Source organism: Streptococcus parasalivarius (genome assembly GCF_054785155.1).
On sequence record NZ_BAABOB010000003.1, the window covers coordinates 101897 to 128258 of the forward strand.

A 26362-nucleotide genomic window follows, 5' to 3' on the forward strand; every position below is an offset into this window, starting at 1 on the left:
CATTTTGTTTAACAAAATATCAATTAGTACCTGAAAATTACTAATATTACTAAGCTTCAAAGATTGACTAAAGTAGTAATCTTTGAAAGTGCATACCACCTTAATTATACTATAGTTTATACAAAAAAGAAAAAGTCCTCTTGCTATTGAGTAACAAAAAAAGCAGAATACAATTCTGCTTTTTACTGATTTTCTGTGTTATTCATTTATACAATAGTTATTTTCTGTTTTAGTTCTTATATAAATTAACAGAAATATAAAAGTTGAAAATAGCGAAATAGTAAATGAAAGTTTAGCTAACAAAGTATAAGAATAAGTCACTTTTAATATATGAGTTCCTGGTGGAACTGCTACGGCAGTTGAAGACCATTCACTTAACGAGCTCACTACTTTTTTACCATCTAAATATACTTTTTGACCTTTATAAAAATAAACTGGAAGGTAAGCTATTTCTGATTTGTTATGACTATTAGTAAACTGGAAGGTAGCAGCACTAGCTGAATAACTACTCTGTACACTATTAACCAACTGTTTGTCTAAATAGACTTCATGTTGGACAACTCTCCACCTTGGATCATCGGGAATAATATTTGTCTTAGTTCCTTTACTTATTTCATTTGTATAATCCGGAACAAACACAGAATGTGTTAATTTATAATAATCATTTCTCTCTGATAATTCTCTAAAAGCAACTTTAACCGGCTCTTCAGTAAGAAGATTACATGTCCTCATCACACTAACAGTATTCATAAATATAGCTAGAATCATGAATGAAACATGAATATATTTCTTTAAATTTAAAAGAACAACGGCTAACAGATAAGATAAAAATATTGTTGTAAAGCCATTTAAACGCCACGGAAATTGTATTACTTTAAGCAAATCTAAAGGGAATTTCTCCCAATTCACTAAACAAGTAGTGGCTAATAGTAAGCATAAGCTAATTACAAAAAGAATACGCCACATTTTTTCTATATATCGTAATCTGAGACATATAACTACTACAGAAATAAAAAGAACAAACCCAACTTGCTTATCTAGTTGATTGACTAAGTTAACCATAATCAACTGTTTAAAATTAAATAGTTGATTATTTAATGGAAAAGTAACTGGTGATGATAACTTTGTAAATAGTATTTGTTCAATCAGTGGAACTATTTGAAATAATGACATCAAAGTACAAGATAATACTGCATTAATAAGAGCCATTATTCGCTTTTTTCTTTCATCAGCACAAATCAAAAATATCAAAAAGTAAATCGTAAGTAATAAGGTAGCTATAAAAACAGATAATAAATGAGAGTAGACTAGCAATGTCATACCAATAGACAACATTGGCCATTTTCTATAATCACCTTTAAAAACTTGGTATGCACCAGCAAATATCAAGGGTAAAAACGCCATGGCTAAAATTTCACCCGTGGCAAACCTAATTAGAATATTATAACTACGATATGTACTAAATGTATATATAATTGCAAATAAGTAACCAACAATTTTTGATTTTGAAACACTAGTTGCTGAGAAAAAAGAAATAGATAGTGTTATAAATGTTATGATAAACAGATAAAAGTACCACGCAAACCATATACTATGAACAAAACTAAAAATTATATAAAAAGGATAGTAGATTAAAAATGGGTAAAAGAAATTAATTCCCTGACCACTATTGTAGAATGTTTTAAAATTAATTGGGCTATCAAAAATATTTGATAAACCTAACATTCTATCCAAATGAAAATGTAAATCATCACCATATAAACTTCCTTTTGAAAACAAAAAAGGAAAAAGAAAAATGAGTGAAAATACTATCATGATCAAATAAGGTTTGACTCTATTAAAGATATTATTTTTCATCTATTTTTATTTCTCCATCAATTATTCGTCTTCTGACTTTTTACATACTGTTTCATAAGAATATTTGCTATCCATTTTGGCCAAAAGAGTTGGTACATATACAAATCTTCTTTACTACGAGTATTATCAGCAATAGTCTTAGAAGTCTCAGATTCCTCATGAATTCGGTGACACATTAGCTTATCTGACACATAAACAAAACGTCCCTTGTATTCACTAATCTTATACCAAGCATACCAATCAAGGCTGACCTTCATTCCCTCATCAAAATAGAAATTCTTCAATTTTTCAAGGTTATAGGTGACAGCTGGACAACAAATTGGATTACCAAAGGCCATTACGCGGTTACGCCAAAAATGACTACTAGGAAAAAGATTCATTGTTTTTAGCATCAAGGTTTTAATCTTGAGGTTTGTATTTGCAGGGATCTTAAGACCATTTTTTTCTTCAAAATAATCAGAATATCCGATTAGAACATCACTAGTTTTTTCCATCTTGGCCAATACTTTTTCTGCATATCTTGGCTCATAGTAGTCGTCCTGATGGGCGATAGTAGCATATTTTGTTCCTACAAAAGAAATGGCATTATTCCAATCCTTACCAATCCCCCCACCTTGTTTCGTATAAAATGGGATATCATAACGATGGCAAAGTTCCTTAATCGAATCAAGTGGCGTTGAACTATAACAGATAATTTGAGAATAAAGAGTTTGATTTTTCAAAGATTGAATACAGGCTTCAAGATAATCACTTTCTCCATAAGCGCAAATTACCCAAGTATGATTATCATTCATTCTTTTCCTCTTTCTCTTCTACATGACTTTTTAGAATAGATAATTCCTGAACTAAATGTTTAATCTGCTCTTTTTGTTTCGATAAAGTCATGGTTTGTAGGAAAGCGATGACCAATAAGAAAAAGATAGCAAGCGACAGCAAAAAATTCGAAGTCAGTTCAAATCCAAGTAATCCTGCAAAATAAACTGGAATAACATCAAAAATCGAAATAACAATCATTACCAGACTGATGACAATCCACATGAAGGCCTGTTCAAATAAGATATTGTTCTTATTGATATTTCTAATGACTAGATAAAGGAAAAAGATGGAAGCTACCAACATCACAATAGATAAAACTGACATTATTCACTCTCCCTCATAAAGGCTGCAATAACAATCGACGAACACACTTCAAGCATATATCGAATCGATTTAATTGGCGTAATGGAAGAAACACCACCAGTACGTTCAAACATATTTGCTGGTCGTTCAACAACTCGATATTTACGTTTCAAAATATGAACAATAGTTTCTGGTTCTGGATACTTGATTGGATAACGCTTAGCGAACTGTTTAATAACATCTTTATCAGCCAAACGGTACCCCGAAGTTGTATCTAAAACTCTTTGTCCAGTTGTCCATTTGATAAGGTTGGAAATAACACTAATTCCGAAGCGTCTCATAAAAGTTGTTTGAAATTCAGACTTAACATCACCAACAAAGCGAGAACCAATAACTAGGTCTGCTTCATTTTTTCGAATTGGTTCTAGCAAATCTGACAAGGATTCAATATCATGCTGGCCATCGCCATCAAATTGAACTGCTACATCATAGTCATGCTCTAGTGCATATTTATATCCTGTTTGAACTGCACCGCCAATTCCAAGATTCATCACGAGATTAACCGCATTAAAATGATTATCTTCCAGAATCTGTTTTGTCTTATCAGTTGATCCATCATTGATAACAACATAGTCCAAATCAAAATCAACTTTCTTGCGGTAATTCAAGATACTCGTTACCGTGTCGAAAATACTTTCCTCCTCATTGTAGGCAGGAATTATCATTAAAACTCTCAACTACTTCTCCTTTCCTTTACAGTAAAATCTCGAAAACAGTGAAACTAATCTTAAGCGTTCCAAAGTTCTAAAAGCCATTACAGAAATAACTGTTTGAATTCTTTCTCCAGTTATCTCAGATGATAATGGTGTTAAATTTGAATCAAGATTTTCTTTAGAAATCCATTGCTTAATTCTTTTATATTGATCCATAAACGATGAACTTGAAGCTGCTCTTCCAGAAAAGAGTAAGTACCATATGTAATATCGTTTAATAAAATAGCGAATATATTTTGAATCACCAGCAACTTGAAGCAAGTGACTCAAGAAATACACAATATCTATATTCGGATTAAACCCTCTTTGAGATGTGTTTGATATACTCTTCTCATTAAAAAACCAATTATAGCCATTATAATCAATTATTTTAATTCTTTCTGTTAGATTGTAAGCAGTCAAAGTGAAGATAACATCTTCACCTATTGGATAATCAAAGAACTGGATATTATTATCTGTTAAAAACGAAGTTCGATAAATACGTGCCCAAGGTGCAACGACTATATACTTAGACCATTCAGATTGTGTTAAATCTTGTTTAAAAAGCGTCTTCATTTCCTGATTAACACGCTTATAACCACCAAGAACAATATCTAGTTGTTCTTGATCTATTTCATTATAAAAACGCTCTAAATAATCTGAATCAACAAAATCGTCATTATCGATAAATACAATGTACTTTCCATTAGCAAGTTGTATACCCTTATTTCTGGTTTTAGCAACTCCCTCGTTTTCTTTATCAATTACTCGGATAAAATCATTATCAGCTGCATACTTTTTAATAACTTCTAAACTATTATCTGTAGAGCCATCATTTAACAGAATAATCTCAAAATCTGTAAATGATTGATTTAGAAGAGAATCCAGGCATTGTTTAATTCCCTCTTGTGCGTTATATACAGGAATTATGACTGAAACGGTTGGATTAGACATATTATACTTTCTATCTATTATTTTTTATAAAATTTCAGAAGGTGAGAAAATAACCTTGTTGAGATATTAATTCCCAAAATCGAAGCAAAGATACCTGTCATTTTAAATGATTTGTTGTTTATATGACTTGAATTTCTCAACAAATACTTATATTGAATTAACAAATCACGTATTTCTTGGTTAAATAAATATGGCCTAGCGTAAGGAAGAATTGAAATATAGGAAATTGTAAAATAGGTGTTTAGGGCTTTACGTTTAACTTCAGATAATGACTTCTCATCAGATAAACCTCTACTAATTCCCTTAAGAGTATCTAATACATTTCTTTCTTTCACTACATTTGTTAAACTTCCAACTCTGTTCTGACGATACATGTACTGAGTGCTATTAATTACAGAAAAACTTTCCATCATCTTCATTATTGATGAACAGTACAAACTATCTTCAGAGACCAAATCTTCAGGAAAACTTAACTCTTTATTAATTAATTCCTTAGAAATACACTTATTCCAATTAGGACCATTGAATAATCCAAAATTAGTAGCTTCGATTAAGTCGTTTAAACGAGAAACTGGAATCTCTTTAATTTCATTATCATAGTAATAACTATAACCAAAAATAACAACATCTACTAGTTGCTTATTTAGTTCACTAGCAACCTTATCTAAAAAGTAGATATCACTCCAAAAATCATCACCATCTAAAAATAAAATATAATCACCAACAACTTCTTTCATCCCTGTATTACGAGCTTTTGAAGCACCTCCATTAGATTGGTGAATTACATTAATTTGTTTAAATTGTAATGACAAATCATCAGCTATTTTACCTGTCTCATCTGTTGAACCATCATTTACAATTATAACTTCATAATTATCATATGTTTGTTTAAGGATACTCTCTACACAGTTTTCTAAATAATCTGCCACATTATATGCTGGAATAATGATAGAAAATTTCATGTCAATTATTTTTTCCTTCTAAAGATTGTATATGGATTTGTTACAAAATAAATTACTAGAGAAGCAAGTAGCCATGCTATCATCGCACAAAGAAATGATAATGAGGCTCCAAAAATTTCAAATTTCGACACTAGAGGCTTGGCAGTTAAGATTGACACAATATAGCCTACAATAAAGGAAATAACTAAAAAATGTTGTTTCCTAAATATTGTCAAAATGTTATCACATACAGTTGAAAAAGTACTTGCAATTCCTCCAAGCAACAAAACAACAAAACTAGTCTGATACTGTTTAAGGTTAGTCCCATATACAATATCCAAAGCTGGAATGGCTATAAAAGCACCAATTAGAAATATTAATGTACAAGTTTCAAATAAAATCTTGAAGAGATTATTCTTGTAAGTGACAAAATGAGAAATCTTCTTTTCTTCTAAAAAGACTGCAAGTTGCGTAATCATCGGTCTAAGAAATACAATCATAAGATTCATTGCAAAAATTGGTGTAAATAAAATACTAAAATCGCGCTGAACACCATTTCCAATCAAACCTTTATTAAAAATATCATTCAAAGCATACTTAGGCTGATTATAAATTGAGACCAACAAAAAAGCATTAATAAATAAAGGTAAGCAATCTTTCAATACATTGATAATATTACTCGACTTAACACTCATAAGATTTAAGCGATGGAAGAACTTTGAATGAGGGTAATCGAATAGAGCAATAAAAACAAATGAACTAATAGTTTGTGAAATCACGGACCACAATAGATTTTTTGAGATGACTAGAGTTAAAGCAAATACAATTGTTGAAATAGTATTTCTCAAAAACAGTGATTTCCCGGCAATATCCAAACGTTCCTTCTGTTGAAATAATCCTTGAAAAACATCCGATAAAGCTTCACTAACACGGAAAAAAGATACCCAAAAAATTATCCCTATATTTGAGTGAGTATTAGTATTAAAAATTAAATACGTCACTAAAAGAAGAACCATTGCAACGTTTGAAATAATCCTTGTTACGAAATAAGTATCAAAAGAATACTTCTCTCTTATATCTGTTGCTTGGAAATCTCTAACTTGAAAACTTGCTACAATAACAAAGAGATTCGCAATCGCATAGGCAAAACTATAGGTATCCGCTGAAGCACTATTTAAAGCACGTGTAACAATAAAAAGAAGTATAACTGAAACAGCAGCTGAAGACATACTTCCTAAAATATTCCAGAAAAATACCTTTTGGGCAGTCACTTTTTTCAATTATTTCACTCTCTTTCGATAACTATATTCCATTAATTATATCATATTCTCAATGAAAAAAGAGAGAACAGCATGACACACGTTCTCTCTTTTAACTTAAAAAGCTCATTAAGTATTCTTATTTCACTTCTTGTTTGTAAAACTCTTTCAAAGCATCTTGCCATGTTGGGATGACAAACCCTGTAGCCTTAGCCTTAGCCAAACTCATTGTTGAGTTAAGTGGACGTTTAGCTTTAGCTGGGAATTGGCTTGAATCAACAGGTTTCACTTCAACATCAGTATCTTTAAGGATTTCAACCGCAAAGTCATACCAAGTTGTATCTTCTGCTGCATCATTTGACAAGTGATAGTAACCATATTCCTTACGGTTTTCAGCCAAATAAGTCATAAACTCAGCCAAAGTACGTGTCCAAGTTGGACGACCGTGTTGGTCATTAACAACTGTAAGTGTCTTGTGAGTCTTAGCAAGGTTTTGCATAGTGAAGACAAAGTTCTTACCATAGTTACCGAACACCCAAGCAGTACGGATAATGTAGTAGTTTGACACATGTTTTTCGACTAGCTCTTCACCCATACGTTTTGTACGACCATACTCTGTCTGTGGATCTGGTTTGTCATCAACTTCCCACTCTTGACCGACTGGTTTTTCACCATCAAAAACGTAGTCTGTTGAAATATAAACCAGCGTTGCCCCATGTTTTTCAGCAGCCTTAGCGACATTTTCAGTACCAGTCACATTAATTGCATAGTCAAGTTCTTTACCTTCATCCTCAGCAGCATCAACAGCTGTGTAAGCAGCACAGTGATATACCAAGGTTGGTTTTACTTCCGCAAAAACTTCATCTACTTTGTCAGCATCTGTGATGTCCATTTCTGCCACATCTACTGCTACATACTCTTCATTACGTTCGTCAAGAAGATGACGAAGCTCAGTTCCGAGTTGGCCATTTGCACCTGTTACTAGAATCATATTTTTCTCCTCGTAATTCAATAATATCAGTTTCATTTTAACAAAAAAAGCAGAAAAAATCTGCTTTCATAAAATATAATTTATCATTTCATCACAACAAAAAGTTCATTATCTTTGGTATAAACATTATACATTTTGGTTGTTTCTAATTGTTTATACTCTGAATTTACTGTAGTTGCATCAAATGGTCTAAAATCAACATTTAATTTTGTGATTGCATTAAATCTCATAGTCATATCCCACGAAACATTAGTATTAGGCATAATTAAACTACTAATCATTGGATAGACAGAGGTCGCATTTTCATAAATAGGGGAATTAGCAACAAAATGATTAATATTGACCACATTATTTTTATCATTTAAATACTTATTCAAACTATTTCCTAGCATAGCACTTTGTACTTCAAATGTATTATTCTGCTGCTTTAAATTGCTTACATAAATAAATGAAAAAGCAAGGAAATAAAAAATGAGTAAACTAGAAAATACAGATTTTAAAATATTAATAATCTGGTTTCGATTGGTTATTCCTAAAGAAATAACTAACACAATGGACGCAAAGATTCCCAATCCATATTCATATCTGGGTCTCAACAAATAAAATTGTTCTGAAAGTATTAAGTAGCTTCCATAACTTAAAATACTTCCTAAACCTAGCCAAGCAAACGTAAAAGCTAACGCTACAATTTTCTTTTGCTTACTGCTACTAACTATATTAAACACTAATAAGATAAGTATTACTAGGAATAACAGAATCCAAACTTTCGAGCTTTGAAGATAAATATTTTTCAGATACCCTTTAGCATTCGCAAGCATAATACTAGGAAGATGTAATAAACTTGGTATTTTTCCTTGGTCAGCAAAAATTGGTGGCTTGATAGTAATTTGTATTTTATATAAAACCATACCCCCAACATAGGATAAAATTGAGCAGATTAAACTCTTTATATTCAATTTACCGCTGTAAACTACTTCTAAAAAGAGAAGTGTTAGTGTCATGAGAATATAAATTCCTGACGATGCTTGGTATGAGTTACACATAAGATAAATACATACAACCGAACATATACTAAATAGTTTTCTAGACTCCCAAAAGATAAAAGGAAGAATTGACACTAAAATACTCAGTGACATAAATGGGTTGTCAAACCTAAAGCTCAGAGGCTCTAAAAACCAAGGATTTATTCCAATTACAGTTGAGGCTAAGGCTAAAACTGGAGTAACCTTTTTCGATGGAAACAATACAAACAATAATATCGTACTTGCAAATGTTAGTATAAAAGCTGAGATAATATTGGTTGTCAGGCCAGGATCCGTTAAATGAGCACCACCTTGAATAAGACGTGCTGAAAACTCACTTACATATCTAGAGTAATGCTCAGAAAAACCAGTATAACCCAGTATTTGACGGCCTATATCATCAATGTAGGGATACTCAGCTAAACTGATGTTAATATTAACTAAAAGATAAACACCTAAGATAAGAGATAAAACAAATTTATTTCTCTTGATGTAGTCCTTTAAGTTATGAAACACTCCTAAAAACTCTTCAATCATTCTTTAGCCCTTCTCCTTAACAATATAAACCGGTCGTTTCTTGGTTTCTAGGAAAATCTTTGAAATGTAGTTCCCGATGATACCCAAGGCTAAGAGTTGGATTCCTCCAATAAAGAGGATGATTGAGACAAGACTTGCCCAGCCTGCAACACTCCCACCTATGGTTAGTTTTCGGATAACGACAAAGACAATTCCAACCAAAGAGATTAAGAATGAGAAGGTTCCTGCCCATGTGGCAAGCTTCAACGGTACTTCGGAGAAGTTGATAAAGCCATCAAGTGAATAGCTCAATAGGCTCCAGAAAGACCATGAGGTTTCTCCTGCCACACGTTCACGATTTTCATAAGAGACATAGGCCACATCAAAGCCAACCCAAGAAAAGAGTCCTTTTGAAAAGCGATTCACTTCTTTTAGTTCGAGAATGGCATCAACAACCTGACGAGTCATCAAACGAAAATCACGCGCTCCATCGACCATTTCCGTGTCAGAAACCTTATTAATCAACCAATAGAAGGCCTTGGCAAAGAATGAACGGATCGGCGGTTCACCCTTGCGGTCAGCACGTCGTGTTCCAACAACATCATAGCCTTCTTGAATTTTGGCGTACATCTCGATGAGAAGTTCAGGTGGATCCTGAAGATCGGCATCCATAACTGTGACGTAGTCACCTTGGGCTGCCTCAAGTCCAGCAAGTAAGCCTGCTTCCTTCCCAAAATTACGAGAGAAAGAGAGATAGTGGACATTTTCAAATTGTTTTGAAACCTGTCTCAAAACCTCTAAGGTGCGATCTTTTGAACCGTCATTGACAAAATAATAGTTGAAAGTCAACTGATTGGCCATTTGTCGTTCAACTGCTTGACAAGCCTCTAAAAAAGGATGGATGGTCTCTTCCTCGTTATAACAAGGAACAACGATAGCCAGTGTTTTCATAAGCCTTCTCCTAACGAATACCTAGGGCGATACGGGCATAACGGCTCATCTTTTCGATAGTCCATGCTGGTGTCCAGACCAACTTGACCTCAGTCTTAGTGACTTCAGGCACTTCTTTCATAGCGTCATAAATTTGGTCTGTCAAAAGATCTGCCAAAGGACAGCCCATAGTCGTCAAGGTCATGTCGATTTCAGTATAGCCGTCTTGTTGGAAACGGATATCGTAAATAAGGCCTAGGTTGACAATATCAATCCCCAACTCTGGGTCAATGACCATTTCTAAGGCTTCCAAGATACGGTCTTTGATTTTTTCAATTTCTGCTTCAGTGTATTTTACTTCAGACATAGCTTTTCCTCCAAAATCAGGACCTAATAATCAGGCCCCTTCCATTTACTATCTTAGTCTTCAATAAAGTCTTTAAGTTGTTTACTACGACTTGGGTGGCGCAATTTACGAAGGGCTTTAGCTTCAATCTGACGAATACGTTCACGAGTAACGTTGAAGACTTTACCAACATCTTCCAAAGTACGCATCTTCCCATCGTCAAGACCAAAACGGAGACGAAGAACATTCTCTTCACGGTCTGTAAGGGTATCAAGCACTTCATCCAATTGTTCACGAAGAACCACTCGAGTTGTGTAATCTACTGGATTTTCGATAACTTCATCCTCGATAAAGTCACCCAAATGGCTATCATCTTCTTCACCGATAGGTGTCTCAAGAGAAACTGGCTCTTGAGCAATCTTAAGGATTTCACGAACCTTATCTGGAGTCATATCCATACGTTCAGCGATTTGCTCAGGTGTTGGGTCTTGGCCCAACTCTTGCAAGAGGTTACGTTGTTCACGGACCAATTTATTGATAGTTTCAACCATGTGAACTGGGATACGGATGGTACGTGCTTGGTCTGCGATGGCACGAGTGATTGCTTGACGAATCCACCATGTCGCATAAGTTGAGAATTTGAAACCTTTAGAGTAGTCAAATTTATCAACGGCTTTCATAAGTCCCATGTTACCTTCTTGAATCAAGTCCAAGAACTGCATGCCACGTCCCACATAACGTTTAGCGATTGAGACTACCAAACGAAGGTTGGCCTCTGCCAAACGTTGTTTAGCTTCCAAGTCACCATTTTCAACAGCGATAGCCAATTCTTTTTCCTCTTCGTTACTCAAGAGAGGAACTACCCCAATCTCTTTGAGGTACATACGAACAGGGTCATTGACCTTAGCTGAGTTTGAACCAAGAAGCTCCTCGTCTGTCAATTCTTCTGGTTTTGGGGCTTCAACAACATATTTAGATGAAGGATTTCCGTCCTTATCTGTGATAGAGATCCCACCGTCTGTCAAACGTTCCAAAAGGTCATCAATCCCATCAGCATCTAGAACAAATGGGATAACTAGTTTTTCTGTGACTTCATCATCAATTGCTGTACCTGCTTTTTTGTGGTTACGAATGAAATCAGCGACTTGAACGTTAAATGCTGTATTTTGTTTTTTCTTTGCCATGTGTTACTCCATATCTCGTTTTTGGTCGATGAGCATTTGCAGCGCTTCTACCGCTGCATCTACATCACCGTGGTTACTTGATTCTCTTATTTGTTTACTTTGCTTACGAAAGTCCTGTTCCCTCAAAAAATGATTTCTACGCTCTTCAATAGCCTGGACTTCCTCTAAACTGGTTTCAGGTGGCAAAATCTCCTCTAAAACCTGATAATAGGCTGTTTGCACCTCTTGAGAAAGTACAGACAAGGTCACTGTATCGATTTGACCATCTTGCTTCAGAATATGATAGAGCTCCTCTAACTCAGGTGTTTCGAAGAAAAAGTCATCCCGCATACGATAGTCGTTTAAAATCATAGGATGATTAAGCATGCGATGGAAGAGTTGATTTTCCGCGCGACGAAGACCTGTAATTTTAGGTGTAGAAGGTAGTTTGACCGTCCCTCTAAATCCTGATGCTGACTCATAAGCACTATTACTAGTAGCCGATAATTGAGCCGTCTGCTGATTCCTCATAGTCAATCGTTCGTTATTGACCGCTTGCTCGACTTGGAAAAAATCAAAATCTGGCAAAAGGTCAGCCACCTTAGAAATGTAGGAATTTTGTGCCGTTACAGAAGGCGACTTAGCAATAATCTTAGCAATCTGCTCGACATAGGCAATCTCTGCTTGAAGATTGTCTACATTGGTAGGCTTGAGCTGTCCTATCCAAAATTCCACATCTGAAATGCGGGATTCGACCAAGAGTTTACCCAAAGCCTCTTCAGATGTTTTCTGTAGATATTCATCAGGATCCATATTATCTGGAATTTTAACAATATCTACTTGAAAATCCGATAAAAGCTCAAGAGACTTGGCAATCGCATTTTGCCCAGCCCTATCACCATCATAGGTAAGAACAATTTTCTTGGTTAACTTACGAAGGCGATTGACATGCTCAGGAGTCAAAGCAGTCCCCATAGAAGCCACAGCATTAACATGCCCAGCCCTATAGGCCGCAATGACATCCATGAACCCTTCCATCAGATAGACCTCATGGGTCTTCTGAATCACTGGCTTGGCCTGATCGAGGTGGTAGAGTTCATAGGACTTATTGAAAATACGAGTAGCCCTTGTATTTTTGTACTTGGCTTGTCCTTTTTCAATATCTTCCTTAGTCCAAACACGCCCTGAAAAACCGATGGTCTTCCCAAACTCATTTTTAAGCGGAAACATGATTCGGTTTTTAAAAGTATCGAAAAGACGATTACTTTCAGAAAGATTAAAAAGACCTGATTCTGTCAGTACCTCTTCGTCATATTTTTTTGATACAGACTGATAGAGGTAATCTGGTTCGTCAGGGGCTAGACCAATCTGGAAGGTCTTAAGTAAATCGTCAGTCATACCACGTTCATAGAGGTAGGCACGCGCTGCTTCTCCTATCTTAGTCGTCATCAAGACTGCGTGATAAAACTTCAGCGCATCCTCATGAAGATCATAGAAAGCTTGATTAGGAGAATTCTGCTGCTGGGCTTGCCTTGGCGCATCTATACTAACTGCGATACCTAGCCGATCTGCCAGAACCTTGACACTTTCTTGAAAAGAAATCTGACGATATTCCTCTAAAAATTTGAAGACATCGCCAGACTTGCCACAACCAAAGCAATGGTAAAACTGTCTATCCTCAATAACGTTGAATGAGGGAGTTTTTTCCTTATGGAAGGGGCATAGGCCAAGGTAATTACGACCTGCGCGATTAAGGCTGACAACTTCACCAATCACGTCGACGATATTGGTACTACTCTTAATATCTTCTATTAAAGCTTTATCAATTACCATCTAATCGCCCCCTATCTTACCATAATTGCATTACCCCTAATTATAACATGATGAAAAATGAAAGTAAAATAAAATCGATTTTTCATGAGCAAATCTCTTGTCAAGATTTACAAAATCAGATAAACTATTAAAAGTAAATAAAAGAAAGGATTCATTGTCAAAATGATTAAAGAACTTAAAGACTTTTTGTTCAAGGGTAATGTCCTTGACCTTGCTGTAGCCGTTGTTATGGGGGCTGCTTTCAACGCCATCATCACTTCACTTGTTGGTGATATCATCACACCACTTATCCTTAACCCAGTTGTTAAGGCCGCTAACGTTGAGAACCTCTCTAAATTGTCATGGAACGGTATCGCATACGGTAGCTTCTTGAGCGCAGTTATCAACTTCATCATCGTTGGTACTACTCTCTTCTTCGTTGTTAAAGCTGCTGGTAAAGCAACAGCTCTTACCAAAAAAGAAGCTGAGGAAGCTGCTGAAGCAGCAGGTCCATCACAAGAAGAATTGCTCACTGAAATCCGCGACCTTCTTGCAAACAAATAATCTTTATTTGTTCAACTAAAGACATATGAAACTTAAGACGTCTGAAATCTCAGACGTCTTATTTTTTGTTTCTCATAACTACTAACTGACTTATTTATTCGATGAAAAGAAAAAAACTTGAGAATACTCAAGCTTTTTTCTGTTAATTTCATTCTTAATTAGAATTTTTTACGTTTGCGAGCTGCCTCTGATTTACGTTTACGTTTTACAGAAGGTTTTTCGTAATGTTCACGTTTACGAGCCTCTTGAAGAGTACCAGCTTTAGTCACAGAACGTTTGAAACGACGAAGAGCGTCGTCAAGTGATTCGTTTTTACGTACTACTGTTTTTGACATTGAATTCACCTCCTCAAGATAATGTAACATTTTACACGTTCTATTCAAGTATACAAGACTAGCCTTTTTCTGTCAAGAAATATATTTTAAGTTTGGGAATTTTTGCTATTACAGTTGACTTCTAAGTCTACTAAAAACTATCCAAGGTTTTTCCTATACAAAAAACTAGAGGAGTCATCTCCCCTAGCTACTGATTTATTCAACTGCTGTATATTTAGAAGCATCCTTGATGTACTCGTCGTAAGTACCATTGGCTTTCAATTTCTTGATGACTTTGTTGACTGCTTCTTTCAATTTGTCGTTGCCTTTAGCCATAGCGACTGCTTTTGCATCACCATCATCAACTTTGAGGGCAACACTTGCCAAGGTCAAATCTGAATTTTGTGCCACATAACCTTCTGCTACTGGTTTTTCAAGGTCAACAGCATCAACTTGACCAGATTTCACCTCGTTAATCGCCTCACCCATTGCTGTAAGTGATACGACTGTTGAATCTTTCAATTGTTTCTTAGCAAGACCTTCTTCAATGGTACCTTTTTGAACTGCTACTTTCTTACCTTTGAAAGCATCAAGACTTGAGTAAGTAGACTCTTGATCTTTACGAACGATGATAGCATTTTGTGTTTCGTAGTAAGGATCTGAGAAATCAAAGGTTTTCTTACGTTCGGCTGTTACTGAGATACCTGAGATAGCAAGATCAGCCTTACCTGATTGAAGGCTAGAGAGGACATTGTCAAAGCTCATTGTTGTCACTTCGAGTTTAACTCCAAGTTCATCAGCAATAGCTTGTGCCAACTTGATGTCTGACCCGACAACTTGGTCTTTACCGTCTACCAATGTTTTGAACTCAAATGGTGCATAGTCTGGGCTGACAGCCACGACAAGTTTTTTATTTTCTTTAATAGATTCGTAAGCGTCTTTTTTTGACCCACAAGCTACCAAAGTTACGGCAGCAAGGAGAGCCATCGCCCCGAGGAAAAGTTTTTTCATAAGAAACTCCTGTATAAATATAATTTTTGCTTGTTTATTTTACTTAAAATTAGTGGCATTGTCAACATTTATTAAGAAATTGCGACAGTTTTTCTAAGCCCTTTTGAAGGACTTCCTTATCACAACAATAACCGATGCGGACATGGGACTCCTTGTCAAAACGGTTACCCGGAACCACAAGAACACCATGGTCCTGAAGAAGCTCTAAGGCAAAATCTTCGATAGGACGATTCACATCTAATTTGACGAAGGAAGTTGACACACTAGCAGGACGAATCCAGCTAGCCTTAGGCTCTTTGGCAATCCAGGCATCCATAAGGGCTAGATTTTCCTCTACAATCTGACGGTTGCGTTTCAAGATGGACTCTTTATTTTCCAAGACAAGGGTAGCCACCATATCATCAAAGACTCCAGCACAAATCATCGTGTAGTCGCGGTAGTCACGCAGAATGTCCGCCACCTCAGTGTTAGAAGCTACCCAACCCACACGAATACCGGGAATCGAATAGGTCTTTGAAAGACTGTTGACGGCAATGCCCTTTTCATACAAATCCACAATAGAAGGTGCAGGTTGGTCAAAACTGCGATAGACCTCATCTGAGAAGATATAGGCGTCTACTTCTTTAGCGATAGTCACAAGCTCCTCAAGGTAAGCAGTATCCATAAGGGCACCAGTAGGATTGTTGGCATTGTTAATGCAGATCATCTTGGTATTTGGGCGAATCAGACGGCGAAGTTGGTCCAAATCAGGCAACCAGTTATTGTCCTCCTCAATCTCCCAGAGGTCCACATCTGCTCCTAGTGACTTAGGAATGTCATAGAGCTGCTGATAAGTTGGATACATGGAGATGACATGGTCCTCAGGCTCAATAAGAGCGTAAAGGGCTAGCATCGTCGCTCCTGTAGCCCCATTAGTTTGGAGGATATTATCAACCGGCATGTCCTTATATAAGCTAGCCACTTGAGTTTTGAACTCTGGTGACCCTTCAATCCAGCCGTAATCCATCTTTTTCTTTAGTAGTTGAGCAAAAAAGGCTTCCTTATCAAGGCCTGATAAGTCAAATAATTCTTCCATTGTGAGGGCCTTAATTGAAACTCCTGCGATATCATATATGGCAGACTTTTCATGGACATTCAGCCATTCTTCAACACCAAAACGTGGTAGCTTCATAGTTTCTCCTTGCTTTTCTTAAGCACTCTATACGATGTCATTTGTCTATTTTGACAGACTTACCTACTTTGATAATAACTGTTTTTAGCAGAGAATTCAATAAAAAATGGGGTATTGCCCCATTTAGATTTAAGAATTTTTGGCGACTCCCCTTGAGTGAGCAAAGCCAACACCAAACGAGACTTTCCGCCGTTGATGAAAGCACCTGAAATTGACTCGTTTCGGGTACTCAGAAGTTTTAAATTTACTTACTTTGTTTGTAGGTTGATGCTTCTTTTAACCACTGGTCAAATTTTCCAGAGTCCTTGGTTTCTTTGATGACGGCATTGATTTCTTTAAGCAAATCGTCCGAACCCTTACGTGTCGCGACTGCATAAGCATCTGAACCATCTGACTTAAGGTTAAAGCTAGCAAGGGTTAAATCATCATTCTGTGCGATATAACCTTCTGCAATAGCTTTTTCAAGGACAACTGCTTGAATCTGTCCTGACTTGAGTTCGTTAATCATCTCGCCATTTGAAGCCAGTGACACCACACTTGCCTTAGAGATTTGTTTCTTAGCAACTGTTTCTTGAACGGACCCTTTTTGCGTACCGACAGTTTGTTTAGCGAGACTGTCAGCACTTGTAAAATCATTCACCTTGTCTTTTTTGACAATCACTACATTTTCAGAGGTATAGTAGCTATCAGAAAAATCATAGACTTTCTTACGCTCGTCTGTTACCGAGATTCCTGCAATGGCGATGTCTGCTTTACCACTTTGCACACTAGCGAGGACATTATCAAAAGACATAACGGAAAATTCAACTTTCACACCAAGTTTTTTCCCGATAGCTTTAGCCAACTCGATATCTGCTCCAACTAAGGTATCCTTGCCATTGACCAACGATTTGAATTCAAACGGTGCAAATTCAGACTCTGTTGCCACGACAATTTTCTTATTTTCCTTAATCGTTTTTGTGCTCACTCCCTGACTCCCACTACATGCAACAAGGAAGCACGTGGCAACTAGGGCTATAAGCATAAACCAAAATCTCTTCATATATGTGACTCCTTATTTGCTAGAACTCTTAAGTGAAAGAGCGTAGGCATCTTGAACATAGCTGTCAATTTTACCTTCTTTTTTGAGTTTAGCGATAACCTTATTAACCTTGGCTTTAAGCTCATCGCTGCCCTTAGGCATAGCTACAGCGTAGGCATCGTTTGAATCTGATTTTAGAGCAATATCTGACATAGCTAAGTCACTATTTTGTTCCACGTAACCTTGAGCAATAGCTTTTTCTAGTACCACTCCTTCAACTTGACCTGATTTCAACTCATTGATAGCTTCACCAGGTTGCGCCAAGGAAACCACATTGGCATCCGACAAATTGGCTTTGGCGATATTTTCTTGAATTGATCCTTTTTGAACAGCTACAGATTTCTTAGCAAAGTCGCTAGTTTGTTTGTAAGTTTCTGTGGCATCTTTTTTGACAACAAGAACCGTTTCAGACTCATAGTAGGTATCTGAGAAATCAAAGATTTTCTGACGTTCCTTAGTGGCAGAGATTCCGGAAATGGCGATGTCTGCTTTACCAGATTGAACGCTAGCTAGGACATTGTCAAAGGACATCTCAGAAAATTTGACTTTTACACCAAGTTCATCAGCAATGGCCTTGGCAATTTCGACGTCTGCTCCAACAATAGTATCCTTACCATCTTGGATGGTTTTAAATTCAAAAGGGGCAAAGTGGGGATTAAGAGCGACAGTCAAAGTCCCCTTATCTTTTACTTTATCTAAGGTGTTAGTCGATGAAGAACAAGCCGCTAAAGCCGTCAAAGCAAAGACACCTGCAAGTCCCAATAAAAGTTTTTTCCAAGGTTTCATAATCAATCTCTTTTCTATATTTATTAACTATGTAAGTATAATAATGCATTATTATGCATTTGTCAACGATAAAATGGACTTTTATTGATTATAATTTTTATTTTTATTAATCTTAGCACCGTTATAAATTTTGAAATTCCTTTGTTTTAAGACCTTTTATCCGATTTTAAAGACAAAAAAACTATTCATTCATTTGAATAAATAGTTCATTTTTTTTACCAAAATTCTCGGATAAAGTCATTTTCAAGACGCTCACGATAGAAAAGTTCGGAAAGTTGATCCTCTTCAAACACTCGCAGGAGGTTGAGCATATCATAGGCTAGATCCATGTTAGGTACATCCTCTCGAGCAACCCAACGGACTTCTCCCTCTTCTGTCGAGTGAATGTCTCCTTCAAAGTCTGAAGTTCTATAGAGGAACACCAGATAACGCTCGTCATCTGTCGTGTACCAATGTTTCATACCAACTAGCTTAGGATTTCTGATGGTCAAGCCAGTTTCTTCCTTGACCTCACGGATAACTGACTCAACTAGCCCCTCGTGTGCTTCGATATGACCACCTGGCAAGGCAGCTCCCGACCAAGAATAACGCTTGGGATCGCGGATTTGCATGACAATATTTCCATGACCATCTTCGATGAGACACATATTGGTCAGAATAGTTGCTTGTGAACGTGACATATAGTTCCTTTCTTATTATATTGCTTAAGTGAGGAAAGCAGCCTTAATCCATACTCTTCAGTTCTAACACCATGTCACGGATTTGTGCAGCCAATTCAAAGTCAAGCAGTTCTGCTGCTTCGTGCATTTGTTTTTGAAGTTTCTTGATGGCTTCTTGGCGTTCTTTTTTGTTCATGGCACTGTAGTCCATAGTGTCCTCTGCTACTTCTGCTTCATTAGCCTTGGTAATAGAAATAAGGTCACGAATTTCTTTCTTAATCGTTTGTGGAACAATACCATGCTCCTTATTATAGGCCATCTGGATTTCACGACGACGAGCTGTTTCATCCATGGCCTTCTGCATAGACTCTGTAATCTTATCCGCATACATGATAACGTGCCCCTCACTATTTCGGGCAGCACGTCCGATTGTTTGGATAAGTCCACGTTCGTTACGAAGGAAGCCTTCCTTATCAGCATCCAAAATAGCAACCAGACTAACTTCAGGAACGTCAATTCCCTCACGAAGAAGGTTAATACCGATAAGAACATCAAAGACACCCAAACGTAGGTCACGGATAATCTCTGTACGCTCTAGAGTCTTAATGTCAGAGTGCATGTATTTGACCTTGACACCCATTTCCTTGAGATAGTCAGTCAAGTCTTCAGCCATCTTCTTAGTCAAAGTAGTTACAAAGACACGCTCGCCTTTTTCAGTACGGGCATTAATTTCACCAAGGAGGTCATCCATTTGACCCATAGTTGGACGCACTTCGACTTCTGGATCAAGAAGCCCTGTCGGACGGATGATTTGCTCAACCACAGTCTCGGTCTGTTCCATCTCATAGTCGCCTGGAGTAGCAGAAACATATACAATCTGATGCACATGACTCTCGAATTCTTCACGTCGAAGTGGACGGTTATCAAGCGCCGATGGCAAACGGAAACCGTAATCAACCAACATCTTCTTACGAGCTTGGTCCCCGTTATACATTCCCTTAATCTGACCCATTGTCATGTGGCTTTCATCAATCATGATGAGGAAATCTTCTGGGAAGAAATCAAGCAAGGTGAACGGTGGCTCGCCCTCTTTTCGCCCATCCATGTGTCGTGAGTAGTTTTCAACTCCATTTGTGTAGCCCATCTCACGAAGCATTTCAACATCGTATTCTGTCCTTTGGCGGATACGTTGAGCCTCGATGAGCTTACCCTCAGCTTCAAATTGTTTAACTTGAGCTTCCATCTCTTCCATAATATTCTTGATGGCCTCTTCCATATGCTCTTCATTAGTCATAAAGTGAGTCGCCGGGAAAAGAACAAGGTGCTCGACTTCACCGAGATTGCGTCCTGTCAAACTCTCAATCTCACAGATGCGGTCAATCTCATCACCGAAAAATTCGACACGAAAGGCGTGCTCATCACGGCTGGCAGGAAAAATTTCGACCACATCGCCACGCACACGGAATTTCCCACGTTGGAAATCAATATCGTTTCGCTCAAACTGGATATCAACTAGGTCATTTAGCAGCTTGTCTCGAGAAATCTCTTGGCCTGGTCGAAGGCTGACCGCTGAATCAGCATATTCTTTGGGCGAACCCAAACCGTAAATACAAGAAACAGAAGCCACAACGATAACATCATTACGCTCAAGGAGGGCCGACGTTGCTGAGTGTCGTAGCTTATCAATTTCATCGTTTACAGAGCTATCTTTTTCGATATAGGTATCTGATGATGGTACATAGGCCTCTGGCTGATAGAAATCGTAGTAGGAAACGAAGTATTCCACAGCATTGTCTGGGAAAAACTCCTTGAATTCTCCGTAAAGCTGACCTGCTAAGGTTTTATTGTGGGCGATAACCAAGGTTGGTTTATTCACGCGCTGGATGACCTGACTCATGGTATAGGTCTTACCTGTCCCTGTCGCTCCCTTTAGGATTTGAGCCTTCTCCCCACCTTCGATATTATCAACCAAGGTTTCGATGGCCTGAGGTTGATCCCCAGATGGTTCATATTTAGAAACCAAATGAAATTGGTTGTCTTCTTTTCTATCTATCATGATTTTTCCTTTCATTTATGTAATCATTCATCTCTTGGTCGGAGAAGATTTCTCCACTAGTGATGGGAATATGTATCATTCGTGTCTCAGCAACATATTTGCGCTTTCTTCGTGTCTGATAACCGAGTTTTTTGTCATAGGTAACAGCTGTCTCACCATTTTTGAAGAAGACAAGCAAAACCTGGTACCTCTTTTTATCATCAACTTCGGCATCATAGTCGAAGAGATGCTCAATACGTTTCAAAGAATATCTCACCGTCGAAGAGCGTCCAATATCCTCCATCCGTGTTGTCCAAGCTTTCTTGACAAATTCAATCTCAGATAAGGGAATGTCAAAGGTTTTCCGTCCAAATGCTTGGCCGTAGTAGGTAAAGAAATTGTCATCAAGTTCCAAGAGGTTACCATGACCTTTGAGATTTACGATACCGTCTATGAGAAGAATAATGCAAAATAAAAGCCAAAATAAAACAATGACAGCAAGAAACTGCTTGACTGGATTTTCACGGAGAGAACCTCTAATGAGCTCAGGACAAAGAATCCATAAAGACAAGACGGAAAATATAAGGCCAACCACTATTTTCAATTTCAACATGACCCTATCAAGCTTAACTATCATATTGCCCCCTCCAAGTGTTTCTTCTATTTTAACACAGAAGTAAAAAGACCGAGTCTTTGAACTCAGCCTTAAAAGTTTTCTTTCTTCAATTGTAATCGAAGGATGATGATACCTACCACCAAAACCACACAGGTAACGATATTACCTTCTAGGCCAAAGGCCCCACCTGACAACCAATCAGGCACGCCTGACCTGGCCTGAAAGTGCAATAAGCTGCCACCTGCATTTTGTCCACTAACTGACACGCCAACTAGATTTCCTTGCGCAAAGTTCCAAGCACCGTGAAGAGCCGCTACACCCCAGATATTATCTGTCTTGAGCATGTAAAGAGCCATGAGAACACCCACTAGAACAATACTGATGAGAGACAAGGCGGTAACACCTTGATTTCCTAGGTGTAATATTGAAAAGAAAGAACTTGAAATAGCAATTCCCCAAGAAAGGTTTAATTTATTAGTCACCGTCTGAAGCAACCAACCACGTGTCACCAGTTCCTCGGTTCCACCTTGGATAAACCAGAAAGGTATTAGAGATAGTATATATAGGATTGTTCTCTGAGAAAAGTCCACTTTTACAAATTCTACCCCTCCAAGTAAATAAGTCCCAAGGAAACTAACTAACAAGAGCAAAGTTCCAAGTCCCCAACCCTTAAGCAAGTTCAACCAAATATGACCCTTAAAAAATCCTAGTGTACGAATGGGGCGTTTTTCAACAACTTTAACCCAGAAAAAGATAGCTAAGGCAGTAAAGACAAAGGTTCCCAACTGAAAATACAAGGTTGAAAACAATTTATAGTAAATCGAATGTATATCCTGGAACTGAATGTTGCCATTTAATACTAAGAACGAAAGAACAATAGCCATTGGAATTCCCACAACAATCCCTGATAGAAATCCACTTATAAGGAAATAACCAAAGGCAATAAAACAGGACAGCATAATCATCAGCCAACTTGGGACTTTATCATATCGACTGGTATATTTCTCAAGCATACGTTTCTTCATTTTTTTAGCTCCTGTAACAAATCTTACATGTATTCGATTACAGTGTAACTAATTGACACAAGCTTGTCAAATTCTTCTAAAAAAGCTCTCATAACTAACTGATTTTGTCATATTTTCTAACATAACACCTCTGGAAGTTTGATATCAAGGGCTTTTTTTGATAAAATGGGAAAGTATTTTATAAAGGAGAACTTTTTATAATGAAGAAAAAACTTCTGACACTCTTTTTGAGTGCCATGTCTGTTTTCTTTGTTTTCGGAGCTAAGGTATCTGCCGAGACTGTCTCAGTCGTTTCAGATACAGCCTATGCCCCATTTGAATTCAAAGATTCTGATCAGACCTATAAGGGTATCGACGTTGATATCATCAACGAAGTTGCCAAACGTAAGAATTGGGACGTTAACCAAACCTTCCCTGGTTTCGATGCCGCCGTTAACGCGGTTCAATCAGGACAAGCTGACTCCCTCATGGCCGGTACTACTGTTACCGACGAACGTAAGAAGGTCTTTACTTTCTCAGACACTTATTACGACACCTCAATTGTTATCTACACACGTAGTAGCGATAAAGTCAGCGACTACAAACAATTGAAGGGTAAAACAGTCGGTGTTAAAAACGGTACCGCTTCTCAAACTTGGCTTGATAAAAACGCTAGCAAATATGGTTTCACAGTTAAAACTTTTGACACTAGCGACTTGATGAACAACAGCTTGGATTCTGGTTCTGTTGACGCAGCTATGGACGACACACCAGTTGTTAAATACGCTATTGGTCAAGGAAAAGACTACGCTATCAACATTAAGCCTGAATCTATCGGTAGCTTCGCTTTCGCTGTTAAAAAAGGTGGAAAACACGAAAATCTTATCAAAGACTTCAACGAAGCTCTTAAGGAAATGAAGGAAGACGGCACCTACGACAAAATCATGAACAAATGGTTGGGTGACTCATCAAAATCTTCTTCATCAAAACCTTCAGCAGATCTTAAATTGACTGGTGATGCCAACGCAAAAGCCACTCCTGCTAAGGAAACCTACACTATCTCAATGGACTCATCTTTTGCTCCATTCGAATACCAAAATGGTTCAGGTAAATATGTAGGTATCGATGTCGATATCATCAATGCCATTGCTAAAAACCAAGGTTTCAATGTCAAATTGACAAACCCTGGTTTCGATGCATCACTTAATGCTGTACAATCTAGCCAAGCTGATGCCGTATTGGCTGGTATGACCATCACTGATGCTCGTAAACAAATCTTCGACTTCTCAGATCCTTACTACACATCAAACATTCGTTTGGCTGTAGCTAAAGGAAGTAAGGTTAAATCTTACAAGGATCTTAAAGGTAAGACTGTAGGAGCTAAAAATGGTACGTCATCTTACTCATGGTTGGAAGACCATGCTGGTGAATATGGCTTTACTGTTCGTGCTTACGATGAAGCTTCTACTATGTACGACAGCTTGAACTCTGGTTCAATCGATGCTCTTATGGATGATGAAGCCGTTCTTCTATACGCTATCCAACAAGGGCGTAACTTTACAACACCTATCGAAGGTATTGCTACTGGTGAAGTCGGCTTTGCTGTTAAAAAAGGTGCTAATCCTGAGTTGATTGAAATGTTCAACAATGGTTTGGCTGCTATCGTGAAAGATGGTACTTACGATAAGATTATCAATAAATACCTCGATAGCAACAAATCAAAAGAAGGAAGCACAAAAAAAGCTACCGATGAAACAACCATCGTAGGCTTGATTAAAAACAACTACAAACAACTTCTCCAAGGTCTTGGAATTACCCTTGGTTTGACCCTTCTTTCATTTGCTATTGCCATGATTATCGGTGTTATCTTCGGTATGATGGCAGTTGCACCAAACAAGACACTTCGTGTGATTTCACAAGTCTTTGTCGACGTGGTTCGTGGTATCCCATTGATGATCGTTGCAGCCTTCATCTACTGGGGTATTCCTAACTTGATTGAAAATATCACTGGTCACCAGTCACCAATCAATGATTTTGTGGCAGCAACAATCGCCCTCTCACTTAACGGTGGTGCTTACATTGCCGAAATCGTGCGTGGTGGTATTGAAGCTGTCCCTATTGGTCAGATGGAAGCCAGCCGAAGCTTGGGTGTTCCTTACAATACAACAATGCGTAAGGTTATCTTGCCACAGGCGGTTCGCTTGATGTTGCCAAACTTCATCAACCAATTTGTTATCTCATTGAAAGATACGACTATCGTATCAGCTATCGGTCTGGTTGAACTCTTCCAAACTGGTAAAATCATCATTGCTCGTAACTACCAATCATTCCGTATGTATGCGATTTTGGCCCTCCTTTACTTGGTTATCATCACATGCTTAACGAAATTGGCTAAACGACTAGAAAAGAGACTTAAATAATGGCTGAATTGAAAATCGATGTGCAGGACTTGCACAAATCATACGGCGACAATGAAGTCCTTAAAGGCATTGACGCCAAATTCTACGAAGGTGACGTTGTATGTATCATCGGTCCTTCAGGTTCAGGTAAATCAACCTTCCTTCGTACGCTTAACCTACTTGAGACAGTGACATCTGGTAAAGTAGTCGTTGATGGCTATGAATTATCAGATCCTAAGACAGACCTTGACAAAGCCCGTGAAAATATCGGAATGGTCTTCCAACATTTCAACCTCTTCCCACACATGACAGTCCTTGAAAACGTAACATTTGCACCTGTTGAACTTGGACGTATGAACAAGGAAGAAGCTGATAAATTAGCTATGGATCTTCTTGATCGTGTTGGACTTGCTGACAAAGCCGATGCTACACCTGATAGCTTGTCAGGTGGGCAAAAGCAACGTGTGGCAATTGCACGTGGTTTGGCGATGAATCCTGACATCATGCTCTTTGACGAACCTACTTCTGCCCTTGACCCTGAGATGGTCGGAGACGTTCTTAACGTTATGAAAGAATTGGCAGAGCAAGGTATGACCATGATTATCGTTACTCACGAAATGGGATTTGCCCGTCAGGTTGCTAACCGTGTTATCTTTACTGCGGACGGTGAGTTCCTCGAAGATGGTACGCCAGATCAAATCTTCGATAACCCACAACACCCACGTTTGAAAGAATTCTTGGACAAGGTTCTAAACGCTTAATCATCACAACAGTTACTCTTGCTAGAGTAGCTGTTTTTGATTACCAATTTGGATAAGAAAAAAAACAGAGCAAGTGCTAGACTTGCTCTGTTTCTTCATTTAATTCAGGGTGTTTTGCTGCTTCTTCCCTTGCCAAACGTTCACGCTCAAGACGGAGTTTTCGGTTAGGATTTAAGCGCGTAAAGAGTTCTTCAAGTTTCTTTGGATTCCAAACATCGGCCGCAGAAACAAAGTTCCCATCTTTATCCCTGAAGGATATCGGTTTATCTCCCATTGTAAACCTCTTATTTCAATATTTT

The 26362-nt window shown here is 37.7% G+C and carries 26 protein-coding genes; 3 read left to right on the forward strand and 23 right to left on the reverse strand.

What is annotated here, in order from left to right; genetic code table 11:
* Positions 1 to 198: 198 nt before the first annotated feature.
* The 13 genes from ACYVQ1_RS03905 to dnaG form a co-directional block, all read right to left on the reverse strand.
* Positions 199 to 1857 (reverse strand): hypothetical protein, encoded by a 1659-nt coding sequence (locus ACYVQ1_RS03905; RefSeq protein ID WP_461249938.1) that lies wholly within the window; start codon positions 1855 to 1857, stop codon positions 199 to 201.
* Positions 1858 to 1874: 17 nt separating this feature from the next.
* On the reverse strand, positions 1875 to 2651 hold the full coding sequence (locus tag ACYVQ1_RS03910) for a glycosyltransferase family 2 protein (RefSeq protein WP_461249937.1): 777 nt from the start codon (positions 2649 to 2651) through the stop codon (positions 1875 to 1877).
* Positions 2644 to 2997, reverse strand: coding sequence for a DUF2304 domain-containing protein (locus ACYVQ1_RS03915; protein WP_003094173.1), 354 nt, complete (start codon positions 2995 to 2997; stop codon positions 2644 to 2646). The genes ACYVQ1_RS03910 and ACYVQ1_RS03915 overlap by 8 nt, the downstream gene beginning before the upstream one ends.
* Positions 2997 to 3713, reverse strand: coding sequence for a glycosyltransferase family 2 protein (locus tag ACYVQ1_RS03920; RefSeq protein WP_060971819.1), 717 nt, complete (start codon positions 3711 to 3713; stop codon positions 2997 to 2999). Before ACYVQ1_RS03920 ends, ACYVQ1_RS03915 begins: the two co-directional genes overlap by 1 nt.
* Positions 3714 to 4682 carry a glycosyltransferase family 2 protein gene (locus tag ACYVQ1_RS03925; protein ID WP_461249936.1) on the reverse strand — a complete coding sequence of 323 codons (969 nt, stop codon included), beginning with the start codon at positions 4680 to 4682 and terminating at the stop codon, positions 3714 to 3716.
* A gap of 17 nt (positions 4683 to 4699) precedes the next feature.
* Entirely contained in the window at positions 4700 to 5644 is a 945-nt protein-coding gene (locus ACYVQ1_RS03930; protein ID WP_461249935.1) for a glycosyltransferase family 2 protein, read from the reverse strand.
* Between the two features lie 5 nt (positions 5645 to 5649).
* On the reverse strand, positions 5650 to 6903 hold the full coding sequence (locus ACYVQ1_RS03935) for an MATE family efflux transporter (RefSeq protein ID WP_461249934.1): 1254 nt from the start codon (positions 6901 to 6903) through the stop codon (positions 5650 to 5652).
* 118 nt (positions 6904 to 7021) lie between these two features.
* Positions 7022 to 7873 (reverse strand): dTDP-4-dehydrorhamnose reductase, encoded by an 852-nt coding sequence (gene rfbD / locus ACYVQ1_RS03940; RefSeq protein WP_021146239.1) that lies wholly within the window; start codon positions 7871 to 7873, stop codon positions 7022 to 7024.
* An 83-nt stretch (positions 7874 to 7956) separates the two neighbouring features.
* Positions 7957 to 9432 carry a glucosyltransferase domain-containing protein gene (locus ACYVQ1_RS03945; protein WP_461249933.1) on the reverse strand — a complete coding sequence of 492 codons (1476 nt, stop codon included), beginning with the start codon at positions 9430 to 9432 and terminating at the stop codon, positions 7957 to 7959.
* A gap of 3 nt (positions 9433 to 9435) precedes the next feature.
* Positions 9436 to 10362 (reverse strand): glycosyltransferase family 2 protein, encoded by a 927-nt coding sequence (locus ACYVQ1_RS03950; protein ID WP_461249932.1) that lies wholly within the window; start codon positions 10360 to 10362, stop codon positions 9436 to 9438.
* 10 nt (positions 10363 to 10372) lie between these two features.
* Entirely contained in the window at positions 10373 to 10708 is a 336-nt protein-coding gene (locus ACYVQ1_RS03955; RefSeq protein WP_002884757.1) for a metal-sulfur cluster assembly factor, read from the reverse strand.
* 53 nt (positions 10709 to 10761) lie between these two features.
* Positions 10762 to 11871, reverse strand: a complete 1110-nt coding sequence (gene rpoD, locus ACYVQ1_RS03960) for an RNA polymerase sigma factor RpoD (RefSeq protein ID WP_002884252.1) — start codon at positions 11869 to 11871, stop codon at positions 10762 to 10764.
* A 3-nt stretch (positions 11872 to 11874) separates the two neighbouring features.
* A complete protein-coding gene (gene dnaG, locus ACYVQ1_RS03965; protein WP_461249931.1) occupies positions 11875 to 13683 on the reverse strand; it encodes a DNA primase in 1809 nt (602 codons plus the stop codon).
* A gap of 162 nt (positions 13684 to 13845) precedes the next feature.
* Here dnaG and mscL point away from each other — a divergent pair, with 162 nt between their 5' ends.
* Entirely contained in the window at positions 13846 to 14226 is a 381-nt protein-coding gene (gene mscL, locus ACYVQ1_RS03970; RefSeq protein WP_151404455.1) for a large conductance mechanosensitive channel protein MscL, read from the forward strand.
* Between the two features lie 158 nt (positions 14227 to 14384).
* Here mscL and rpsU read toward each other — a convergent pair whose 3' ends face one another.
* The 9 genes from rpsU to ACYVQ1_RS04015 form a co-directional block, all read right to left on the reverse strand.
* Complete coding sequence (gene rpsU, locus ACYVQ1_RS03975) at positions 14385 to 14561, reverse strand: 30S ribosomal protein S21 (RefSeq protein ID WP_002884573.1); 177 nt, start codon at positions 14559 to 14561, stop codon at positions 14385 to 14387.
* Between the two features lie 195 nt (positions 14562 to 14756).
* On the reverse strand, positions 14757 to 15551 hold the full coding sequence (locus ACYVQ1_RS03980; protein WP_461249930.1) for a transporter substrate-binding domain-containing protein: 795 nt from the start codon (positions 15549 to 15551) through the stop codon (positions 14757 to 14759).
* A 61-nt stretch (positions 15552 to 15612) separates the two neighbouring features.
* A complete protein-coding gene (locus ACYVQ1_RS03985; RefSeq protein WP_461249929.1) occupies positions 15613 to 16722 on the reverse strand; it encodes an aminotransferase in 1110 nt (369 codons plus the stop codon).
* A 244-nt stretch (positions 16723 to 16966) separates the two neighbouring features.
* Positions 16967 to 17764: a transporter substrate-binding domain-containing protein gene (locus tag ACYVQ1_RS03990; protein WP_461249928.1), complete on the reverse strand. Its 798-nt coding sequence runs from the start codon at positions 17762 to 17764 to the stop codon at positions 16967 to 16969.
* A gap of 12 nt (positions 17765 to 17776) precedes the next feature.
* Positions 17777 to 18589, reverse strand: coding sequence for a transporter substrate-binding domain-containing protein (locus tag ACYVQ1_RS03995; protein ID WP_270615222.1), 813 nt, complete (start codon positions 18587 to 18589; stop codon positions 17777 to 17779).
* A 215-nt stretch (positions 18590 to 18804) separates the two neighbouring features.
* Positions 18805 to 19269 carry an 8-oxo-dGTP diphosphatase gene (locus ACYVQ1_RS04000; RefSeq protein WP_118189174.1) on the reverse strand — a complete coding sequence of 155 codons (465 nt, stop codon included), beginning with the start codon at positions 19267 to 19269 and terminating at the stop codon, positions 18805 to 18807.
* A gap of 43 nt (positions 19270 to 19312) precedes the next feature.
* Positions 19313 to 21304 (reverse strand): excinuclease ABC subunit UvrB, encoded by a 1992-nt coding sequence (uvrB, locus tag ACYVQ1_RS04005; RefSeq protein ID WP_461249927.1) that lies wholly within the window; start codon positions 21302 to 21304, stop codon positions 19313 to 19315.
* Positions 21294 to 21920 (reverse strand): hypothetical protein, encoded by a 627-nt coding sequence (locus ACYVQ1_RS04010; protein WP_461249926.1) that lies wholly within the window; start codon positions 21918 to 21920, stop codon positions 21294 to 21296. The genes uvrB and ACYVQ1_RS04010 overlap by 11 nt, the downstream gene beginning before the upstream one ends.
* Positions 21921 to 21988: 68 nt before the next feature.
* Complete coding sequence (locus ACYVQ1_RS04015) at positions 21989 to 22924, reverse strand: CPBP family intramembrane glutamic endopeptidase (RefSeq protein WP_461249925.1); 936 nt, start codon at positions 22922 to 22924, stop codon at positions 21989 to 21991.
* A gap of 200 nt (positions 22925 to 23124) precedes the next feature.
* On the opposite strand from ACYVQ1_RS04015, the gene ACYVQ1_RS04020 reads away from it, so the two are divergent.
* Complete coding sequence (locus ACYVQ1_RS04020; protein WP_270615229.1) at positions 23125 to 25323, forward strand: ABC transporter substrate-binding protein/permease; 2199 nt, start codon at positions 23125 to 23127, stop codon at positions 25321 to 25323.
* The gene (locus tag ACYVQ1_RS04025) at positions 25323 to 26063 is read left to right on the forward strand and encodes an amino acid ABC transporter ATP-binding protein (RefSeq protein WP_037601657.1); all 741 of its coding nucleotides are present in this window, start codon (positions 25323 to 25325) and stop codon (positions 26061 to 26063) included. Before ACYVQ1_RS04020 ends, ACYVQ1_RS04025 begins: the two co-directional genes overlap by 1 nt.
* 76 nt (positions 26064 to 26139) lie before the next feature.
* Here the strand turns inward: ACYVQ1_RS04025 and ACYVQ1_RS04030 are convergent, their stop codons facing one another.
* Positions 26140 to 26337 (reverse strand): hypothetical protein, encoded by a 198-nt coding sequence (locus ACYVQ1_RS04030; RefSeq protein WP_002884415.1) that lies wholly within the window; start codon positions 26335 to 26337, stop codon positions 26140 to 26142.
* Between the last annotated feature and the right edge of the window lie 25 nt (positions 26338 to 26362).